15 protein-coding genes are annotated in these 18733 nt (G+C 37.5%); 5 read left to right on the plus strand and 10 right to left on the minus strand.

Going from position 1 to position 18733, the window contains the following annotated elements; genetic code table 11:
* The first annotated feature begins 198 nt into the window (after positions 1-198).
* A complete protein-coding gene (gene dps, locus H5186_RS15695) occupies positions 199-723 on the plus strand; it encodes a DNA starvation/stationary phase protection protein Dps (RefSeq protein WP_149981768.1) in 525 nt (174 codons plus the stop codon).
* Between the two features lie 122 nt (positions 724-845).
* Here the strand turns inward: dps and H5186_RS15700 are convergent, their stop codons facing one another.
* A complete protein-coding gene (locus tag H5186_RS15700) occupies positions 846-2513 on the minus strand; it encodes a methyl-accepting chemotaxis protein (protein WP_182760978.1) in 1668 nt (555 codons plus the stop codon).
* A 457-nt stretch (positions 2514-2970) separates the two neighbouring features.
* Between H5186_RS15700 and H5186_RS15705 the strand changes: the two genes are divergently transcribed.
* Positions 2971-3336, plus strand: a complete 366-nt coding sequence (locus tag H5186_RS15705; RefSeq protein ID WP_149981770.1) for a DUF2237 family protein — start codon at positions 2971-2973, stop codon at positions 3334-3336.
* A 276-nt stretch (positions 3337-3612) separates the two neighbouring features.
* Complete coding sequence (locus tag H5186_RS15710) at positions 3613-5355, plus strand: SulP family inorganic anion transporter (RefSeq protein ID WP_182740135.1); 1743 nt, start codon at positions 3613-3615, stop codon at positions 5353-5355.
* 7 nt (positions 5356-5362) lie between these two features.
* Here H5186_RS15710 and H5186_RS15715 read toward each other — a convergent pair whose 3' ends face one another.
* The 5 genes from H5186_RS15715 to H5186_RS15735 form a co-directional block, all read right to left on the minus strand.
* Positions 5363-8044, minus strand: coding sequence for a DEAD/DEAH box helicase (locus H5186_RS15715; RefSeq protein WP_220496393.1), 2682 nt, complete (start codon positions 8042-8044; stop codon positions 5363-5365).
* Between the two features lie 173 nt (positions 8045-8217).
* Positions 8218-8514: a hypothetical protein gene (locus tag H5186_RS15720; protein ID WP_182717990.1), complete on the minus strand. Its 297-nt coding sequence runs from the start codon at positions 8512-8514 to the stop codon at positions 8218-8220.
* A gap of 28 nt (positions 8515-8542) precedes the next feature.
* Positions 8543-9004, minus strand: a complete 462-nt coding sequence (locus H5186_RS15725; RefSeq protein WP_182717989.1) for a GNAT family N-acetyltransferase — start codon at positions 9002-9004, stop codon at positions 8543-8545.
* 373 nt (positions 9005-9377) lie between these two features.
* On the minus strand, positions 9378-11792 hold the full coding sequence (locus H5186_RS15730) for a leucine-rich repeat domain-containing protein (protein ID WP_182794660.1): 2415 nt from the start codon (positions 11790-11792) through the stop codon (positions 9378-9380).
* A 285-nt stretch (positions 11793-12077) separates the two neighbouring features.
* Complete coding sequence (locus tag H5186_RS15735) at positions 12078-12776, minus strand: NrtR DNA-binding winged helix domain-containing protein (RefSeq protein WP_182784546.1); 699 nt, start codon at positions 12774-12776, stop codon at positions 12078-12080.
* Between the two features lie 186 nt (positions 12777-12962).
* Here H5186_RS15735 and prs point away from each other — a divergent pair, with 186 nt between their 5' ends.
* Both prs and H5186_RS15745 read left to right on the plus strand, forming a co-directional pair.
* Positions 12963-13817 carry a ribose-phosphate diphosphokinase gene (gene prs / locus H5186_RS15740; protein ID WP_182784544.1) on the plus strand — a complete coding sequence of 285 codons (855 nt, stop codon included), beginning with the start codon at positions 12963-12965 and terminating at the stop codon, positions 13815-13817.
* Between the two features lie 10 nt (positions 13818-13827).
* Positions 13828-15423, plus strand: a complete 1596-nt coding sequence (locus H5186_RS15745) for a nicotinate phosphoribosyltransferase (RefSeq protein WP_182794661.1) — start codon at positions 13828-13830, stop codon at positions 15421-15423.
* A gap of 186 nt (positions 15424-15609) precedes the next feature.
* On the opposite strand, the gene H5186_RS15750 is transcribed toward H5186_RS15745, so the two are convergent.
* The 4 genes from H5186_RS15750 to H5186_RS15765 form a co-directional block, all read right to left on the minus strand.
* The gene (locus H5186_RS15750; RefSeq protein WP_182760974.1) at positions 15610-15993 is read right to left on the minus strand and encodes a hypothetical protein; all 384 of its coding nucleotides are present in this window, start codon (positions 15991-15993) and stop codon (positions 15610-15612) included.
* 149 nt (positions 15994-16142) lie between these two features.
* Positions 16143-16457, minus strand: a complete 315-nt coding sequence (locus tag H5186_RS15755) for a hypothetical protein (protein WP_182717985.1) — start codon at positions 16455-16457, stop codon at positions 16143-16145.
* Between the two features lie 639 nt (positions 16458-17096).
* A complete protein-coding gene (locus tag H5186_RS15760; RefSeq protein ID WP_182717984.1) occupies positions 17097-17666 on the minus strand; it encodes a DUF6985 domain-containing protein in 570 nt (189 codons plus the stop codon).
* Between the two features lie 544 nt (positions 17667-18210).
* Positions 18211-18552, minus strand: a complete 342-nt coding sequence (locus H5186_RS15765) for a DUF6559 family protein (RefSeq protein ID WP_182719565.1) — start codon at positions 18550-18552, stop codon at positions 18211-18213.
* Positions 18553-18733 lie beyond the last annotated feature (181 nt).

Genomic DNA, 18733 nt, shown 5'->3' on the forward strand with positions numbered 1-18733 from the left:
TTTACAAAAAAGTGCATATTTTTCATGGCATTTCAAAGAAATGCTTTCATCACCCAACTTCAAAAAACATATAAATTATTAAATATCAGAAACTTAAAAAATAATTTTTATCGGCACAGCCATTGCTTTATATAAACTAACGCATGTTCATAGACTTTATTAGACGCTGTGAACATTCCTTATAAATCAGGAGGAATAATGAGTAACAATAACGAAACAAACAAAATCGCTGAATTTACTGCCCCAGGTATGAATGAAGAATCTGCAAAAAATACCATTGCTACACTTGATAACCGCATGGTCGCACTGATCGATTTACAATTGACTCTAAAACATATTCATTGGAATGTAGTTGGCCCAAATTTTATTGGCGTGCATGAAATGCTCGACCCTCAGGTTGAAGTGATCAGAGCAATGACCGACACCATCGCCGAGCGAATCGCTACGCTGGGCGGAGTTCCGGTTGGTACTCCAAAATCGATAGTTGATCGTCGTTCATGGCAAGATTACGCAATTGGTAAGGGCTTGGTAAAAGATCATTTAGTTGCGCTTGATAAAGTATACAATGGGATTAATGGCGATCACCGAAGTGCGATTGGCAAGCTATCAGAGCTCGATCCTGTATCTGAGGATATGCTAATTAGCCAACTTGCCGATTTAGAACAGTTTCAATGGTTTGTGCGTGCACACTTAGAATCGTCAACGGGCAAACTCAATAGCTAATCTAGCGGTTTTGTGTTCAGTTTAAACTGATTCATTTATATTTAAAGTCAAAGATCAGGCTATTTAAAGCCTGATCTTTATTTATTACTGCTCAACAATAATACCGCTATTTTTTGTTTATATTAGATCTTAAACTGACCTACCAAATCGCCTAAACTCTCCCCTCGACCAGCTAAGTGATGACTGACTGATGAGGTTGTTTTAATTGAACGAGTAAGCTCATTAACGATTTCTTGAATCGCAAAAACGTTACGGTTAATTTCCTCAGTTACACTACTTTGCTCTGTGGCAGCGGTAGCTATTTGTGTGCTCATATCGTTAATTGTAGTAACCGAGCTGGTTACCGCTCCTAAACTTTCAGAAATTGCGCGAGATGACTCAACTGAGCGATTACAGCTTTGCTGACTTGCCAACATTGCCTTTACCGCAGCCGTGACTAGCGTATGTAACTCATTAAGCATTTCATTAATCTCTAACGTACTCTCTTGTGTACGACTGGCTAAACTTCTCACTTCATCAGCTACAACCGCAAAACCACGGCCTTGCTCGCCAGCCCTTGCAGCTTCAATAGCCGCATTAAGGGCCAGTAAGTTAGTTTGCTCAGCAATGCCACCGATAACACTTAATACACTGTTAATTTTTTTAGATTGTTCACTTAATGAATTAACCTGTTCAGCAGCTTGATTAATCTCACTCATTAAATTTGAAACTTCTTCTAAAGAAACATCTACACATTTTTGAGCATTGGCAACATCTTGCGTGGCTGACTGGGTTGATACCGCCACTTGTGTGGTATTTTGCGCGACTTCCTGAGATGTTGCTGACATTTCGGTGATCGCCGTTGCTACCAGCTCAGTTTCATGATTATGGTTTACTAACTGATTTTCAATTAACTGTGTTTGTGTATTGATATCATTTGATGAATCTTTTACATCACGGGTTACATCTGCCACATTGGTGATAATGCTATGTAGTTTACTAACAAACACATTAAATGAATTACCCAATTGACCAATTTCATCGTTACTATGCACTTCTAAGCGCTTAGTCAGATCACCTTCGCCTTTTGCAATATCATCTAAGTTTTGCACCATATTGTGAATTGGTTTTACCATATTGTTTGCCGCAATTAAGGCAAAAAACACCGTCAACACCACCCAAAATAATGCAATTAATAACAGGGTCGTTACTTTTTCATTCATATGAGCTTGTATTGTTGCTTGGTATTTTGTTAGCTCAGCTTCAATATCATCCATATAAGCGCCCGTTCCTAGCATCCAATCTGTACCAGGAACCATCGCTGCATAGCCCATTTTTTCAACTAAACCCGTTGTATTAGGCTTTTGAAAAGCATAATAAAAAGCACCGCCACCTTGTCTTGCTTGCTCAAGCAACCCAACAATTATTTTTTTACCATTAGGATCGGTCATGGCTATTTTATTTTGCCCTTCAATTGCATCACCCAATAACGCATGGAAAATACTAACGCCTTTTGTATCATAGATAAAAAAGTAACCATCTTTACCAAAAGTGAGATCTCGCAATGCATTTTTTGCATCTTCTTTAGTCCCCTTGGCTAGTTCGTAATTAATTATTTGGCGGCCTATCTCAACCTCAGTTGCTAATAAACTTTCTTTGTCAGCAATTAATTTTGTTTTAAACGATACAAAATTTTGCTGCTGATTTTGATACTCTAAATAATATGAGCTGGCCATTAAACTAATTAACAGCAGCGTGAGCGGCAAAATAGCTAATAGCAACAGCTTATTTTTCAGACTTAGATTACTCATTTTTCCTCACGTGTAACAATGTAAAGCTCCATAGTATTGATACATCGAGAGCTTATAAAAACTGTAATTATACTGCCAATTACAATTAAGTGTTTATTTGAAATCAAAAGCTATTCAAATACCATATTCACATATATATAGATTCTGGATATAAGACAAACGTATAGTAGCCGCAAAGCTACCATAATAAATTTTTACTAGTACAGTAAACGTAAAAATTGCTAGCCAACAAAAACACAATTGCACAATAATCACACAACAAGCAACTATAAATGAATATTGAACTGATTTTGGCCTCGCCATTAGTTTAATAAACTGACGTTTAATATTTTTAATGGCTATGTTATTTGTGATCTCCATGCTATCTATCAATATTCAGCTTTTCATCCACCACGTTTTCACATAGTCTGAAAGCAGACTCAATGTAAAACAATACAAATTATAACAAGGTAGTTTTATGAGCAATCAATTAAATGTATTAGGTACGCGCTTGCATTTGTGCTGCGGGAATACAGGCTACACTCGAGAAGGATTTTGCTATGTCCCTGCATCTGATGTTGGTAACCACAGTGTATGTGCCATCATGACTGATGAATTTTTACAGTTTTCAAAAGCACAAGGCAATGACTTGATAACGCCTAATCCAATGTACGATTTTGCAGGCCTAAAGGCTGGTGATAAATGGTGTTTATGTGCCGTGCGCTGGCACCATGCGGTTGCTGAAAACGTAGCTCCGCCGGTTATACTTGAGGCCACCCATGAAAAATCGTTACAAGTAGTCTCTCTTGAAGTATTAAAGGCTCACCAATACTCTGCACGCTAAAAGTTTCTAATAAGCATTTACACACTCTAAGATAAAGCCATTGCTCTGCGCTGGTTTTATCTTAACCACCATCTAGTATGATATTAGCGATGTGGTAACACCAACCAGCTAATATCGCATATCCTTAAACTTTTTCATCAGACTTAACACTGAACCAAAAGTAGTCCTAAGTCTAAGTATCTGCTATTTATTAAAAAATCCTCAACCCTGAGCTATACTTGTTGGTATATTAAATTTACTATCCAAGTGTGCTTACGATTAAATAAGGAAACTTTAGTGCTGTCGCGTTTGTATGATTTTATGCCAGGTTTAAACACTTTACTTCATTATGAACGAAAGTGGTTTGCTGATGATGTGAGGGCTGCGTTATCCGTTGCCGCCGTTGCTCTACCTGTTGCTATCGCGTATGCACAACTTACTGGGGTTAACGCCGCTGTCGGGCTATATTCATGCATATTACCTATGATTTTATATGCCTTGTTTGGTACTTCCAAACAATTGATTGTCGGACCAGATGCAGCAACATGTGCGGTTATTGCTGCGGTGGTGACACCACTTGCAGCTGGGGACAGTGTTAAACACTGGCAACTCGTTGTAACTATGACCGCGATGACTGGCTTTTGGTGCTTTATTGCTAGCCGATTTAAATTAGGGGTATTAGCAGACTTCTTATCCAAGCCTATTTTAATGGGCTTATTAAACGGTGTTGCAATTACGATTATTGTCAGCCAATTTTCTAAAGTATTCGGTTTTACCTTCGATGACAGATATTTACTTGAACGATTAGGAGGTGTGCCTACTTATTTATCACAAACCCACATCCCTACTCTATTAATGGCCCTGTTTACCCTCGGTGTTTTTTTTGCCATGAAGCGACTAAAACCGACTTGGCCAGCATCTATGTTTGCTATCGCATTTGGTGCCCTATTAGTGTGGGTTTTTAATTTAAAGCAGTTTGATATCAACACAATTGGCACTGTAACCGGTGGCCTTCCAGTGTTTAACACCCCTATTTATGATATTGGTATTATTCGTGAACTTGTCGTGCCTGCACTTAACTTAGCAATAGTTAGCTTTGTCAGTATGATGCTAACCGCTCGCAGTTTTGCAGCTAAAAATGGTTACGACATAGATGCTGACAAAGAGTTTAGAGCGTTAGGTATTGCGAACATTGGATCTGCTTTATCACAAGGTTTTGCTGTCAGTGGTGCAGACTCTCGTACAGCTGTTAACGATGATTCCGGTGGTAAAACGCAATTAGTGTCGATTATCGCAGCGGGAATTATTGCTGTTATCGCCCTATTTTTAACCGCTCCCCTAGAATTTATTCCCAGTGCAGCATTAGGTGTTGTGCTTATTATTGCTTCAATCCATTTATTAGACTTAAAAGCCATTTGGCTATTAAAGCGTAAAGACAAACAAGCATTTTACCTTGCGCTAGCCACCTTATTCGCAGTGTTATTTATTGGCGTAATACCAGGCATCACTCTCGCTGTACTATTGGGGTTATTCCAGTTTATTCGCACCGTAATGCGCCCTACCGACAATATATTAGGTGTTGATATTAAGGGCGTTGTTAGGAGCCTTGATGCCACAGATAAAGCAAAGTCAGTACAAGGAGTCTTTATTTATCGTTTTAATTCTCCTTTAACTTACTTTAATGCCGGTTACTTTAAACGGCGTTTGCTAGAACAATATGCGCGGCAAAAAGACGACACGCAATGCGTTATTATCGACGCAGTCCCCTGCTTCACCCATTTAGATTTAAGTGTCATGGCCATGCTCGCCGATTTAGACGTGATATTTAAAAAACGTGGTATTCGATTAGAACTTGCTGGCAGAAAGCGGCAATTACTATCATGGTTTGAAATTGCTGGTATGACATCCGGTAAAGACGGCATCTACGTGCATTCAGATCTCTATATTGCCTTACAAAAAAACAGCGTCAGCCAATCAAGTGCCGAAGTAAACTTGTTCGAAACTAAAGAAGTTAAAGATGCCAGTACACAACAAGCCTAAATAAATATTAAGTCTTGTTGTTACTCATCTTCAACCGACTAACAATTGCTTGTATACAGGTATCTCTATCGACAACCCATAAGCCATAGCTTATGGGTAGCATTTCAATATTGGCACGACTAAATAGCTTATAGGTATCCAGTTCAAAGAAATCAGCCCAAGGTCCAGGGTAACCAATCAGATCGACAGCTAAGTAGCGGCCATGATAGCGGCATAAAATATCAACCTCGGTCCCCGCAACAGCATACCCAGGCCATGTTTCTATCTGCAATTTCATCAGCTCTTGTATTACATTGCGTTGAAAATCATCGACATCAGACAAACACGTATGAGCGGCTGCAAACTCACTTACCGAGCCTAAGTAACGTCTTAATAAATAATGTTCTGGTAACTGTGTTTCATCAATGGATAAAAATAAATGCTGTGCTTGTCTTGCCCGCGTTATAGTCACGTTAAAAACATCTGCTTTATTTAAATATACTGCCGCACGTTTTGCATCATTATCGACGGCAAAAGAGATCAACATAACATCGCGTTCCTCCCCCTGAAAACCAAAAGGAGTGGCGGCTCTGAGCTTATGTTTAATTATTTCAGCGTCACTAAAATTAGCGTCTATTTGCTTTGCTATAAAATCTGCTTGGCTTCGAAATGGCGAAACAATTCCGATACTGTGATAAACACCCGCTTCTCGATCATCACTCATTTGCTGTTTTATGCTCGCGATTACAGCGTTGGCTTCGAGCTGATTAACGCCATTTTTATCTCTTTCACCATTAACGCGATGGATAAATAAATGCCCACTGCTTGTACAAGGGCGATGCTGCATTACTTTTAATTTTGATTGATAAAAATAGCGGTTACTAAAATGAATTAACTCAGGTTTACTTCTAAAATGCTCATCTAAAAAGGCTAATTGCTGATCGCTATTGAGTGTATTTAATGTCAAATCTAAAATTGAATTATCACGATAACTAACAACCCCCTCACTCGAGAGTGATAGTTGATTCTTAGTGCGAAGCTGAGCCTCTTTTGATTTTGCTAAAAAAGAGTAATGCCTTAATTGCTTTGTATCGCCAACTACAAGCGCTCGTTTTGCACGATAAAGTGCTGGTAAACAACTGCTAATATTGCACTGTGTTGCTTCATCGATAATAACTAAATCAAACATTTGCGGCTTTAAGGGTAATACCCTATACAGCGAATTCAAACTCACTAACCACACAGGAAACGCCGCTAGCAATGATGAGTATTCTATATTATCAAACAGCTCAAACTGCCTTTTAGAAGTACGACTGCGAATAGCCTGATTAAACGCCTGCAGCGATTTACGCTGAGTGTTAACTAACGTTCGCAAATTAGTATTCTTTAACACGGTTAAATAACGACTAGCCAGCAGCTCTCTTTTTGTTTGTTGATCGTTAATTTCATCTAAAGCAGACCACTGTTTTGCAAGCTTTTTAATACTGCGCTGAGCCCACTTGAGATATAAATTGCTTAACCATTGAATGTCTTTATCTTCAAGCCTTTTAAGGCGTTGACCTCGGATTATCGCTTTGCGACAAAACTTATCAAACCGTTGCTCTAAATCATTAAGTAACACATTTTGTGCTTTTAGCTCTGATTCAAAAATAGCAGGGGCTTTTTCCTGCTCATCCGCTAAATAACCAGACAATAAGTCTGCAATATACGCTTTTAGATTTTTTAAAAACTCTTTTTGCCCAGCCCTGATTGATACTTCACTTAACGCAAAATTCTCATTCAATTTATCGGCAATCACATCAAGTGCCGGATCATTATTCGCGACAATAAGTACTGACTCACCTCGCGCCATGTGCTCTGCAGCAACTGCGGCAATGGTATAACTTTTCCCTGTACCTGGCGGCCCTGACACACAGCCTAAATGCGCATTAGCAGCAATCGAAATAACTTTCTTTTGTGGTGCTGACAATAAGCCTGGTAAGTAGTCATACTTTAACGACTTAGCCGTGTTCGGCGGCAAATCATTTGAAATTAAAGCATCTATAGGGGGCGAAAGCATCTTTGAGGCTATTATTTCTTCGAGCTCATGGATCACCCCTCGACTGCTGCTTGAACGTTCAACAAACACCAGCATAGAGGCAGGTAAAAGTGTCAAATTTTTACTTTTTAAGGCTTTTTTTATTTCGGCATAATTAACAAGCTCAGGATAATTTAAAAGTTCAAATACGTTTAGCGCTAATGGGCTTTGTTTTAATAATGAAGTCCAAAAATAAGCTGATTGAATATCGGCAGTTTCATCAAGAGGTTCTGCTTCTGGCATTAACAGTTGGGTGAGCGATTCATTAATTTCAGGTTGAGAGTCGATAACCGAAAAGTAATAATCATCATCTTTTTCTATCAAGGCTTCATTAAATAAGATAGGTGAAACAACTTGTTTTATCTCACCTTTGATCTCAAGCTTACCGACTAATATAAAACGCACATACAACAAAACACGTTCACGTTGATATACCTCAACACGCTTTATTATTGGCTCAGCAAACTCTTGAGGAATAGGCATTCGCGGTAAAAAACCTGAGCCTACATCATCCCTTTCTTCAAGCACAAAGCAGTCTTGTTTTTTTAATTTACTCAAATCCCATAGGTTTAAATCCGCGCTATCTTCTTTATAGCAATCGCGGTAATACGAAAGTACATTTTTACTACTCAAAATTTTATTCCATTTAGAAGATATTACTTTTTAATACCGTAAGCATCGAGATAATTAAGATAAATTTGGTCTTAACGTGTTGGAAACTACATTTCGTGACAATACGAAGTCAATTGCAACGTTTTGTTAAGCCTTTTCGATTGCACAGCCATAATCTAAGCTGTTATGTGCTTTTAACTGCACGATTCTAGAGCCTGCTCGAAATGATCTGCTAGCTCAACGTATTGGCTACCCCAGCCATTATCCATTGCAATTTCTTGCAAGGAGGCAGTAGGTAAGAACATGTTGACCATTTGCTCTGGGCTAGAAAGATACCCAGTAGACTTAACAGAGGCAAGGTTTGCTGAAACGACAACAAGTAGCTCTTCAGGTGTTTTACTACTGAACATTGATTCTTCTGAGTCACACAGAAAACTTTCAAGGTGTGTTAAAACCTTTTCCATGTTATCTTTCATTGCTTCAGTTTCCATAGAGCCCTATCGTCACATAACGTCGCAATCACGCGTGCATTGGCTTGTTAAGTTTGAGCTCCATAGGCTGATAAACCAAGCCTGCCGATTCGCCGATTTCGCCACTACGCTCAAACCCATAATTTTCATAAGCGGTCACTGAAGATAGCGACGCGCTAACGGTAACAGTTTCAACCTTCGCATGATTCAAGGCGGATATAAGCAGCTTTCTTCCAATACCACTTTTCTGTGATTCCGGCCGAATAAAAAGCATCGCAACATGGCGACCTTCCTTAAGCTCAATGACGCCCTCGACATTTTCGTTGTTCTCAGCAACCAGCATCAAGTTATCGCCTCTCATCCTATCGAGGAATGCATCGCGCGCAGCGATATTCGAAAAGGTTGTAATCCCCTCATCAGACAATGTGCTTGCAACAGACTGCAAAAAAGAGTCCATGCAAATTGCACTTACAGCTTCAAGGTCCTTCTCTTCCACCTTCCTGATGATCATCAATGTCCCCCAAGAACATAACAACTTATTCAAAGGATCTAAACCCGCGAGTTGCAGACAGAAAACCCTTTGATTTTTTTGATACTTTCAGTCTAACTCTGTATCTAAATGTAAATCAAGAGATTTATATTTGTTGTTTTTTGTTGTTGTAAAATACAAGAAATACCCCCGCGCATTGTTGAAAAAAACGATTTATAAATGCAAGAAAATAAAGCAGCTAAAGATGCGCAAAGCGTTAAGATGGGTGTCACTTTTGTGCTCTGGTGTTCTCCTTAGAAAAAGAACACCACGCAGTAGCAACGTCAGTTTTTAAATTTGGCTATTACCGAACGGTTAAGCTTTGTATATTAACTCAGCTAACTCTTTTTTCATCTTAGTAGTAATCGGCACTAAAAAGAAAAGAAAACTTTTCATGACTGAACTCATCTTTAAGTTTCGTGTAATTGGGTGTGATCAAATTTTGATAGGTTTTAGATGATATGTTACTACCACTAAATTTAGAAATGAAGTATTTCACCTCTTTCAACTTTAGTTTCTGAAAATATTCAGGAATAGCATGTTCAAACGTACAACCATTAATTCCTAAATACTGTAGATGTTTTAAATCAGCAATCCATTTAGGGAAATCGACAAAATGTATCCTTTCCAAATAGAGGGTTTCTAAATTAGAAAACTCTTTAACATACTCTGGGAGTTTCTCAATTTTATGTTTTGGGTTAAAATCGATAAGATCCAAGCTGATTAAACTTTCTGGTATGGTTGTAATATCGTTGCCTACGCCCATTAAATGAAGGCGCTGTAAAGCTGTAAATTGATTAAGCTGAGCATAAGCCTTTTTATCAAAAGAGTAGCATAACGTAATCTCTAAATCTTTTAGTTTGGGAGCCTCTAAGGCTGTTAACGATGATACCTCTGTACGCGATAGGGAAAGCTTTTCTAAATGAGGAAGCTGTACTGCAGGAAAATCTTCTATAACCTGGTTATTTTCAATTGAGAGCGCTTGTAAATTAGGCATCTGCTGAAGCAATTCTTTTACATTTTGCGCTTTATAATAGCCTAATTCTAATCCTTTTAATTGAGCAGCAGGGTGCACATTAAGTGCAGCTTCGCTTTCTTTTTGATTTTCTATAAACAGTTTTTCTAATTGAGGACAGTATTTTAAAACATCTTTTATAGCCGCTGTTGACCAAATAACCTGTAGTTTTTTTAAGTATTCTGGCTTAGGAAAATAGGACGAATAATCTGTTGTAGGGGCTGATGTTTCATTATATAAAGATATATCTAAGCTAGCGGCAACAATCTTACTAAAAAATCCCACCATATTAGAGATGCTCAACGTTTGAAATAAAGCTTTTTCAGTTTGTATTAATTTTTCTCCAGGAACAAGCTCCTTAATACTTAGAATGTAGAGGTTATTGATCTTTTGAGGAAGTTTATCACTTTCAATGACTAAGTTAGGACATCGTTGAATTTCTAAAGAGTCTAGCAGGTCCATATTTTTTAGATTTTCAGGCAACTTTTCTATATCAGAATTCCATATTTTTAGAGTAGATAAGTTCGGGCAAGCACCAATATTTGTCAATAATGAACCATATTCGTTCACTCCAAAACACGCAATAGTTTCTAACGCTGGTAAACTTTCAAAACCTGAAGGATAGTTAGAAAATTCTTCAATACGATAGAGTTCTATTTCCTTTAAATGTGGAAAGCTTTCAGGATGTTGTAGTATATAAGCCAGGTAGCTTGCTCGATAAAGCATCAATTTAGAAACTTGTAGAGCTGCACCAGTATTTATGATTTGTATAGAACCATCTAATTGGATAACACCTATATTTGGCATAAATACACAGGTATCATCAACTTCTTTAATTTTTGGCAAATACCTAAACTGTACTTTTTTTAGTGTTTTTAAGTGATGGAGGTTATCGGGAATTTTGGTAAGATTAGGACAATCAAAAACTTCTATTTCTTCTAATTCTTTCAAGGAAGAAAGATCCGGTAAGGTTTTTAAATTTTCTAAATCCTCCAATTCCAATATTTTAATAGAAGTTGGAAGTTTTAATTGATCAATACTTGTGGTGGTTAAGCCTTCTAATTTTAAGGTTTCAAGGTTGCTCAGTTGCTGCAAGTCGGTTGGCATTTCTAAGGTTACCGTTTCTCCTTCTTTAGTCTGATCAATAGTGAGCTCCTTAAGTTGCTTTAATTGACTGAAATATTCTGGAAACTGTTGTAAATATGGGGTTTTTAGCGATATGACTTCTAAGTCCTTAAAGTTACTGAAAGAATCAGGGAGTACTGTATACGGCCCTTTAATGTCAAGCGTATTTATTCCACTTAATGTTCCTAATTCTTCTGGAATACCACTTGCAAATACATTAGTTATGTACAAACCAGTTATGCCTTGAAGTCTTAAAATAATAGAAGGGTCTTTACTTATTTTTTTAGCCACGCTTTCTTCACTTAAAAAGAAGCGTGTATAGCCCAGCATATTGTATAGCTTGCCAATAGGAAAATCTGGATCTATAGCTGCAAAATGCACAAGCGTACTGATGAGTTTTCCGGTATCATCTAATTTTTCAGGAAGCTTATTACGGGTTTTAAATGCTTTGATTTGTGCTTTGCTAGCATGTTTGGTTAAGATTTCTGAAATTTCTTGTACAACTTCTTTATTTCTGTAGAGTTTACCTATTATGAAAAGTTCATAAAGGCTATCCTGTGGATAGTTACTACTATCTTGAAGGTACTTGTAGTAAGAAGCTATATGCTCTATATTAAATTTCATTGTCATTTTATTTCTCCGAATTGAATAACTTTTCAATGTAGTCTGAAAGACTTTGATTCACTTCACTATAAATCATGTAAATGATCTTCCCTTGAAACTCAAGACACCTAGCTTGCCTATTTATACCTAGTTTTAAACTCTTCAGGGGACTGATGGCCAAGATGGTTGTGCAGTCGAACTCGATTTTAAAATACTTCAATATAATCAAACAAGTCTGAGCTAGTACATACTCATATAAGCAGGAATAAACTAACGCTCTTATAAATTAGACGAGGAGCGCTTCACCTTATATTAAACACTCAAGTTACGTTCAAAGTTAATAATATCCACATCGGGTTTAACTTTGTAGACTTGCGCTAAGCGGCCACCAGACTTCACTTTTTCATCGACTTTTTCAAACATATCCGCAGCTTCTATTCGCCTAATAATACTCTTTCGCTGTACTGATTTACCAAGAATAGTTTCAATGACTAACTTAAACTGCCCAACAGTAAAGTGCTCTGGTAAACAATATACTGGGATCATTGAATAAAGCGCTTTCTGTTTTAACCGCTCTTTTGCTTGTTCAATTATAAACTTATGATCAAAAGCGACGGGGAATTCAGTTAGTTTATTTAGATCTATCCATTTTGCATCATCAACAGTTGCTATATGAGTTGATACTTGCGCCTCTGCAATTAATGCAAAATAAACCAAAGTAACACTAAAACCTCTGGGATCTCGGTTAACTCCTGAATACGTTTGTAATTGCTCTAAATACTGAGGGGCAACACTGGTTTTTTCTTTAAGTTTACGCAGCGCAGTCATGCCAACATTGTCATCAATATCAATATTTACAAATCCGCCAGGGAGCCCCCATCTACCAGCAAAAGGCTCGCTTGCACGCTTTACCATTAAAACCTTTAAAGCGCCCTCTTTTACTGTGAACAGTACACTGTCGACTGTAAATAAAGGGTTTTTATATTCAGTAATATCGTAATGATTAGCCACAATATGCTCACGCTAATTTAATGTCTTAATGACACAATAAATCAAACACTTCTCAATTTCAACCTATAGCACAATTATACACTTAGCATAATTTCAGTAATTTAGTTTAAAAAATAGCTTGAATATAATGAGTACATTTGATAACTTGTTTGTGTCACTAGGACACAAACATTTAAAGGACAAAAAATGAAAGTATTTAGCTATGACTCAACAGGAAGTAAATCGTTAATCGATTATGATAATTTCACTTTTTCTGGTGGTGAAGAACATGTCAGATTTAATACCGCTAATTTTTCAGACTCTAAAAAAATAGAGATTTTTGAACGACTAACCAACTCTTCAAACATGGTTAGATTAATGATTGCTGTCGATGCGTTAAAAAGATTAACAAATGAAAGTACACCTATTGAACTTGTTATTCCTTACTTTCCTTATGCACGTCAAGACAGAGTATGCGTTGAAGGTGAAGCATTAGGTGCTGCTGTTATGGCTAATTTTATTAACAGCTTAAATTTTTCTAAAGTCACTATTTGGGATGCTCATAGCGACGTATCTCCCGCTTTAATAAATAAAGTGACTAATATTGAACAAATTTCGCTGCTCACTCGATGCGAAGTGCTAAGCCAACGTTTATCGCGAGGCGAACTGACTCTTATTTCTCCAGATGCAGGGGCGAGCAAAAAAACCATTAAGATTTCAGAAAAATTCAATGGAGTACCTGAAGTCATCCAAGCGCAAAAAGTCAGAAACTTAAAAACAGGCGAAATAATTAAAACCGAAATTGTTGGCGATGTAAAAGGTAAAAGTGTACTAATTGCTGATGATATTTGTGATGGCGGCAGAACATTTATCGAGCTTGCCAAAGTGCTAAAAAGTCATGGTGCAGTTGAAGTATCTCTTTTTATTACCCATGGTATTTTTTCAAAAGGACTGGATGTTTTTGAAGGGCTAATAGACAAAATTTACACCACTGACTCATTTAAACCTGCTAATGAATTTAAACACAGTAACAATATTAATTTAGAAATTATTGAGATGTAAGGAAAACACCATGACTATTACAGCTGCAAGTATGCAAAAAGATGTTTATAAAGAATTCCATAGCCGCGCTTATCACCCTGACGTAAGTGAAGTATATGCAAACTTCACATCAAGAAGCGGAAAGCTTAGTAACATAGAAAATAACGATAAAGTGGCGTTTGTTGGTCTACAGTACTTTATTAAAAGCTACCTTTTAGAAGAATGGAATGAGTTTTTCAAAGTGGATAAGGCAACAGCAGTTGCTAATCACAAACGTATTATGAGCTCAATGCTTGGTTATACTGTTGATGTAAAGTATTTAGAAGACTTACATGACTTAGGTTATTTACCATTGAAAATAAAAGCATTACCAGAGGGAACCCTAGTCCCTTATTTAGTTCCGCCTATGACAATCGTCAATACTAAAGCCGGTTTTCAATGGTTAACAAATATGATTGAAACGGTACTAAGCTGCGAAAACTGGCCAATCCAAACAAGTACCACAACCTCTGTTGCCTATTTAAAAGTATTTAAAGAATTTGCACAAAAAACAGCAATGCCTATGGAGTTTGTACCTTTCCAAGGGCATGACTTTAGCTTTAGAGGGATGTTCGGCAAACATGCTGCCGCTATGAGTGGTTTTGGTCATTTAGCATCAGGACTGGTAGGCACAGACACCATTCCTGCTGTTTTATTTGCCGAAAAATATTACGGCGCTAATGTAGATAACGAGCTTGTAGGTTGCTCTGTTGATGCAACAGAACATTCGGTTACGTGCTCATGGATCATGGAAGGTGAAATTGAGTTTTTCAAATACTTAATGAAAGAGCAGTCACCAAAAGGAATTTTAAGCGTTGTTTCTGATACCTGGGACTTTTGGACGTTAGTAACTGATTACTTACCACAATTAAAAAACGAAATCATGGCGCGCGACGGCACGTTAGTTATACGCCCAGACTCAGGTGATCCGGTTAAAGTACTCACTGGATATACTGTTTCACCGGTATCTGATTACAGTGAACTATTCACCACTCAAGATGAAGCTGAAAAAGAAGTATTACAAAGAGGCTACGAAGCATACCGTTTTAATGGCCAATATTTTGGCTTTGAAGATAACAACACCATTGAACTGATGGAATGTGAAGTAAAAGGGCTCATCGAATGTTTATGGGGTATATTTGGTGGCACCACAACGCCAAAAGGCTACAAGCTACTTGATGAACACATTGGCGCTATTTATGGTGATGCTATAACGCTAACCCGTCAACGCCAAATTTTACAAAGGTTGATGGATAAAGGCTTTGCATCAAAAGTCGTATTAGGTATTGGCTCTTACAGCTACCAATATGTGACTCGCGATACACATGGCTCAGCAGTAAAAGCAACGAGCGTAGTCAAAGCTGGTGAACGCTTAGCTATTTTTAAAGATCCTAAAACTGATGCAAAGAAAAAATCAGCAAAAGGGCTCTTAAAAATAGAGCGAGTCAATGGCGAGCTCACCTTGTTTGATGACGTAACCGAGCAAGAAGAAGCACAAGGACTGCTAGAGGTTGTTTTTCAAGACGGTAAATTAGTAAAAGAAACCACCTTGAATGAAATTAGAGAGTGTATAAACCAGCAAATTTAAACCACAGCTGGGGTTTAAGAGGTAATGTTCAAAATCGTTATATGAATAAACCTTACCTTGAACTGTCAGATTTGGTTAGTGGGATTCAATCAAATCTGACAGTCGCATATGCGTCATTTCGGTCATTCAAACAAAAAATAGCAAAAAGCAAGATGCTACCTCATACGCCTTGTTAGCAGCTCTTTGTTATGGCTTGCCGCGTAGAATGCTTTGTAACAGTTCATAATTACGCCCCACCAAATTACCTACTTGGGGAATGGATGCCAAAAACTCTGAGTTCAATCTAAGCTTGGCTCTAAACTCTTCATGTACAATACAGTCATCTATAAAAGGCCCTGCAGAATTTGCGTTTATACCGCAGTAAAATGAGATCGCATACATCGCTGCAAACGCAATGTCGGGATTTTTGCTACCTGTCATTTTAACGAGAATATATTGAGCAACTGCTCCGTACTGAGGACATAAAATACTGACCAAGCAGCCCTGCCATTGAAGACTTCTGTTTTGCGATACTTCGCTAAGTGTTTTCCAATCTTGCTCGTCAAATTTTTCGATAAGCTTTTCAGCCATTTCGGACTCCCCGCCATCACACCAATCCATTGATTCGTGATCGCTCTTGTTAAGGAAATCATCTAATTTTTTGAATGCAGTGGATGTCATATCGTTCTCAAAAAGCCTCAACGCCTTGCTCAGCTGCATTTTTGGAGTGGAGCAATTTGTTAAATATTAATATTTTTCAATTTGCACCGATTTAATACTTTTAAGTATTTTTCGTTTTCTGTTGTGTTTTCGTTTATTAGAATTTCGTGCATCCATTCGCAATCAGTATCTCTTAAAAACGTTTCATAACCATTCATTTTCAAAAGTGAGCTTATATCGAATTTAGCTTCTCCTCCTCCACTTGCGACACCTCTGCCAATGACTTCACCTGCTCGAAAATAATATTTATTATCACTTTCTTCCAACATTAGGTAGTGAATTTCTGGTGGGTTTCTATCAAGATGTTGCACTTCTGAAACCAAATGTGTAGCCATAGTTTATTCCACTGTAATATTTAACAAGCCTTTAGATTAACTCGTTTTTAATTTATGTTTATTGATGGTTAAACCATAGCTGAGCTCCTATTTTGATTCAATCGTTTACTTCTATTTCATGTGAAATATAAAAAGAGGATTTGCTGTTGCTTTAATTGCCGTTTTGGAAGGTATTACAGGTGTTTTAAGAAGGATTTTATGTAGATACCCACTTTAATTTATCTCTCAAAATTGAACCACAAAACTTGCCGTGTAGCTAAAAACCTAAATATTTCCACGCTTAAAATACTTATAAAAACTGATTATCGGAATCAAAATTTTAATTACAGACAGCCAAATAATTGCATTGTTGCAGTGTGAATGTTTAATTAATGATATTCAGCGCTAGGCTAATAACTTTCACTGTTACTAAGGTTCGCTCGTCGTTTCCAGCCTAAGCTTTCACAATAGCTCGTCTGTGAAGATAGTCGACCGACTGCACCATGGAATACACGAGTAAACTGCGTTATCAGTTTTAACCAGTTCTCAGGGCTAATATTGACTCGATCTAGTACAGGATCAGTGTGTTTAACTTAAAAGTAGGAGTCATACCAACTCCCGGCTCAACTGCCGAGGTCAGATTACAACCGCTTGTTAGTGCTATTCCGCTGCATATGTTTTGACGATATTGCCATAATAAATATACTTATCCATGGATTTATCCGCGTAAGCATCAGAGTTATTTATGTGTCCACAACCCCCAACTTTAGCTAGATTCTTCCCGTCCTTAAAAGATATAGAAATCCCATGTTCAATCTCCCAATCGCATCCACCTGTAAATTGACAGAAAAATTCCTCAGTTATAGAGCTTCTGCTAATTGATAAAGATGATATATGTACGAACTCAAATATATCATCTTCATTCTCCTGAGCTGGCATATCTTCAAGGCACTCTTCTCCGACGTCTAAGACAAAGTCTCTATAGTATGCGAATAGGTGCTCCTTGAGATATTCTCTGTCATCTTTGTCCAGAGCCAATGTATTATTTAGTGTTTTCTCTAATTCAGATTTGAATTCATCTAATTCTTGATCATTGAAATCAAGTCTTATCTGAAGCTTTGAGTTGTTCAGAAAAGGGATCGATAATTCCGAAGAAAGCCAATCATACCAGTCTTCATCGTATTCACTTTTCACTTTAGTAAAAACTATGTTTCCGATCGCTAATTTCATACGATTTCTCACGAAGAACTAACGAGCCTGTAGAATTACTCGTTTTTAATTTATTTTTATTGATGCATTAACCATAGCCGAGTTCCTATTTTGATTCAATCGTTTACTTCTATTTCATGTGAAATATAAAAAGAGGATTTGCTGTTGCTTTAATGGCGTTTTGGAAGGTATTGCAGGTGTTTGAGTGGCTTATTTGAGGTGGTAATGGCTCACACTAATTAGTGCGTCGTGTTTTGCAGTTTTTCTAGATTATGAACAAGGCAATACAGTTGCCGCAGAATGACGTGAAGGCATTCACTTCTATTTATCCACGTAAGGGCAACTGTTTATGCTTTTACCAATAATGAAGCCAGCAGCCTTGAATAATGCCATGATCAGGTTAACTGATGAATGTCTCGGCTCTGGCATCCTGCTTCGCTCTACCTTCTAAATCCATTTAGTCGAAGTGCCTCAGCGATCCCAAAAGGATACGGGAAAAAACTGGCTGCGATGAAATCACAATAAGAGATTACTGCGTAACGCGCCTATATGTGTTGTGCATAAATCAGTCACCGCCACCAGAGTCGCTGCTAGAAAAACCTCCATCACCCCCTCCGCCATAATGTGAAGAACCAAATAGAGCACCAAAAAGCCCAACTCCAGTTACGGAAGTAATTGTATTGTTCATTGACTCGCTAGATTCATTAACAGGTGTATTAGCTTTGAAAGTTGCAACATCACAATACATTAAATATGCATAATGAATATGCCTTTTATCAAAGCCCATTTCATCAATGGTTTTATCAACTTGACCTTTGGCATACGTTGCTGAACCGCCATACCTTTTAGCTAATGCGGGACGAAGTTTGTATTTATACTTTCGAATCGTTGAATTTTTACCAAACATTGTTGAAACTCCCTTTACGCCTAACGTCTTATTGAACACCATTTTGGTGGCTTATAACACCTCAAAACGGCCTATATTACATACTCTGATAATTCTATTAATAATTACCTTTGTAAACAAGTAATTAAAATAGCTAAAATCAAGGCTTGTTATTTTGCATCAAAACAGCAGTGAATAATGT

The sequence above is a fragment of the Pseudoalteromonas sp. SG41-2 genome, assembly GCF_014164535.1.
GTDB lineage: Bacteria > Pseudomonadota > Gammaproteobacteria > Enterobacterales > Alteromonadaceae > Pseudoalteromonas > Pseudoalteromonas rhizosphaerae.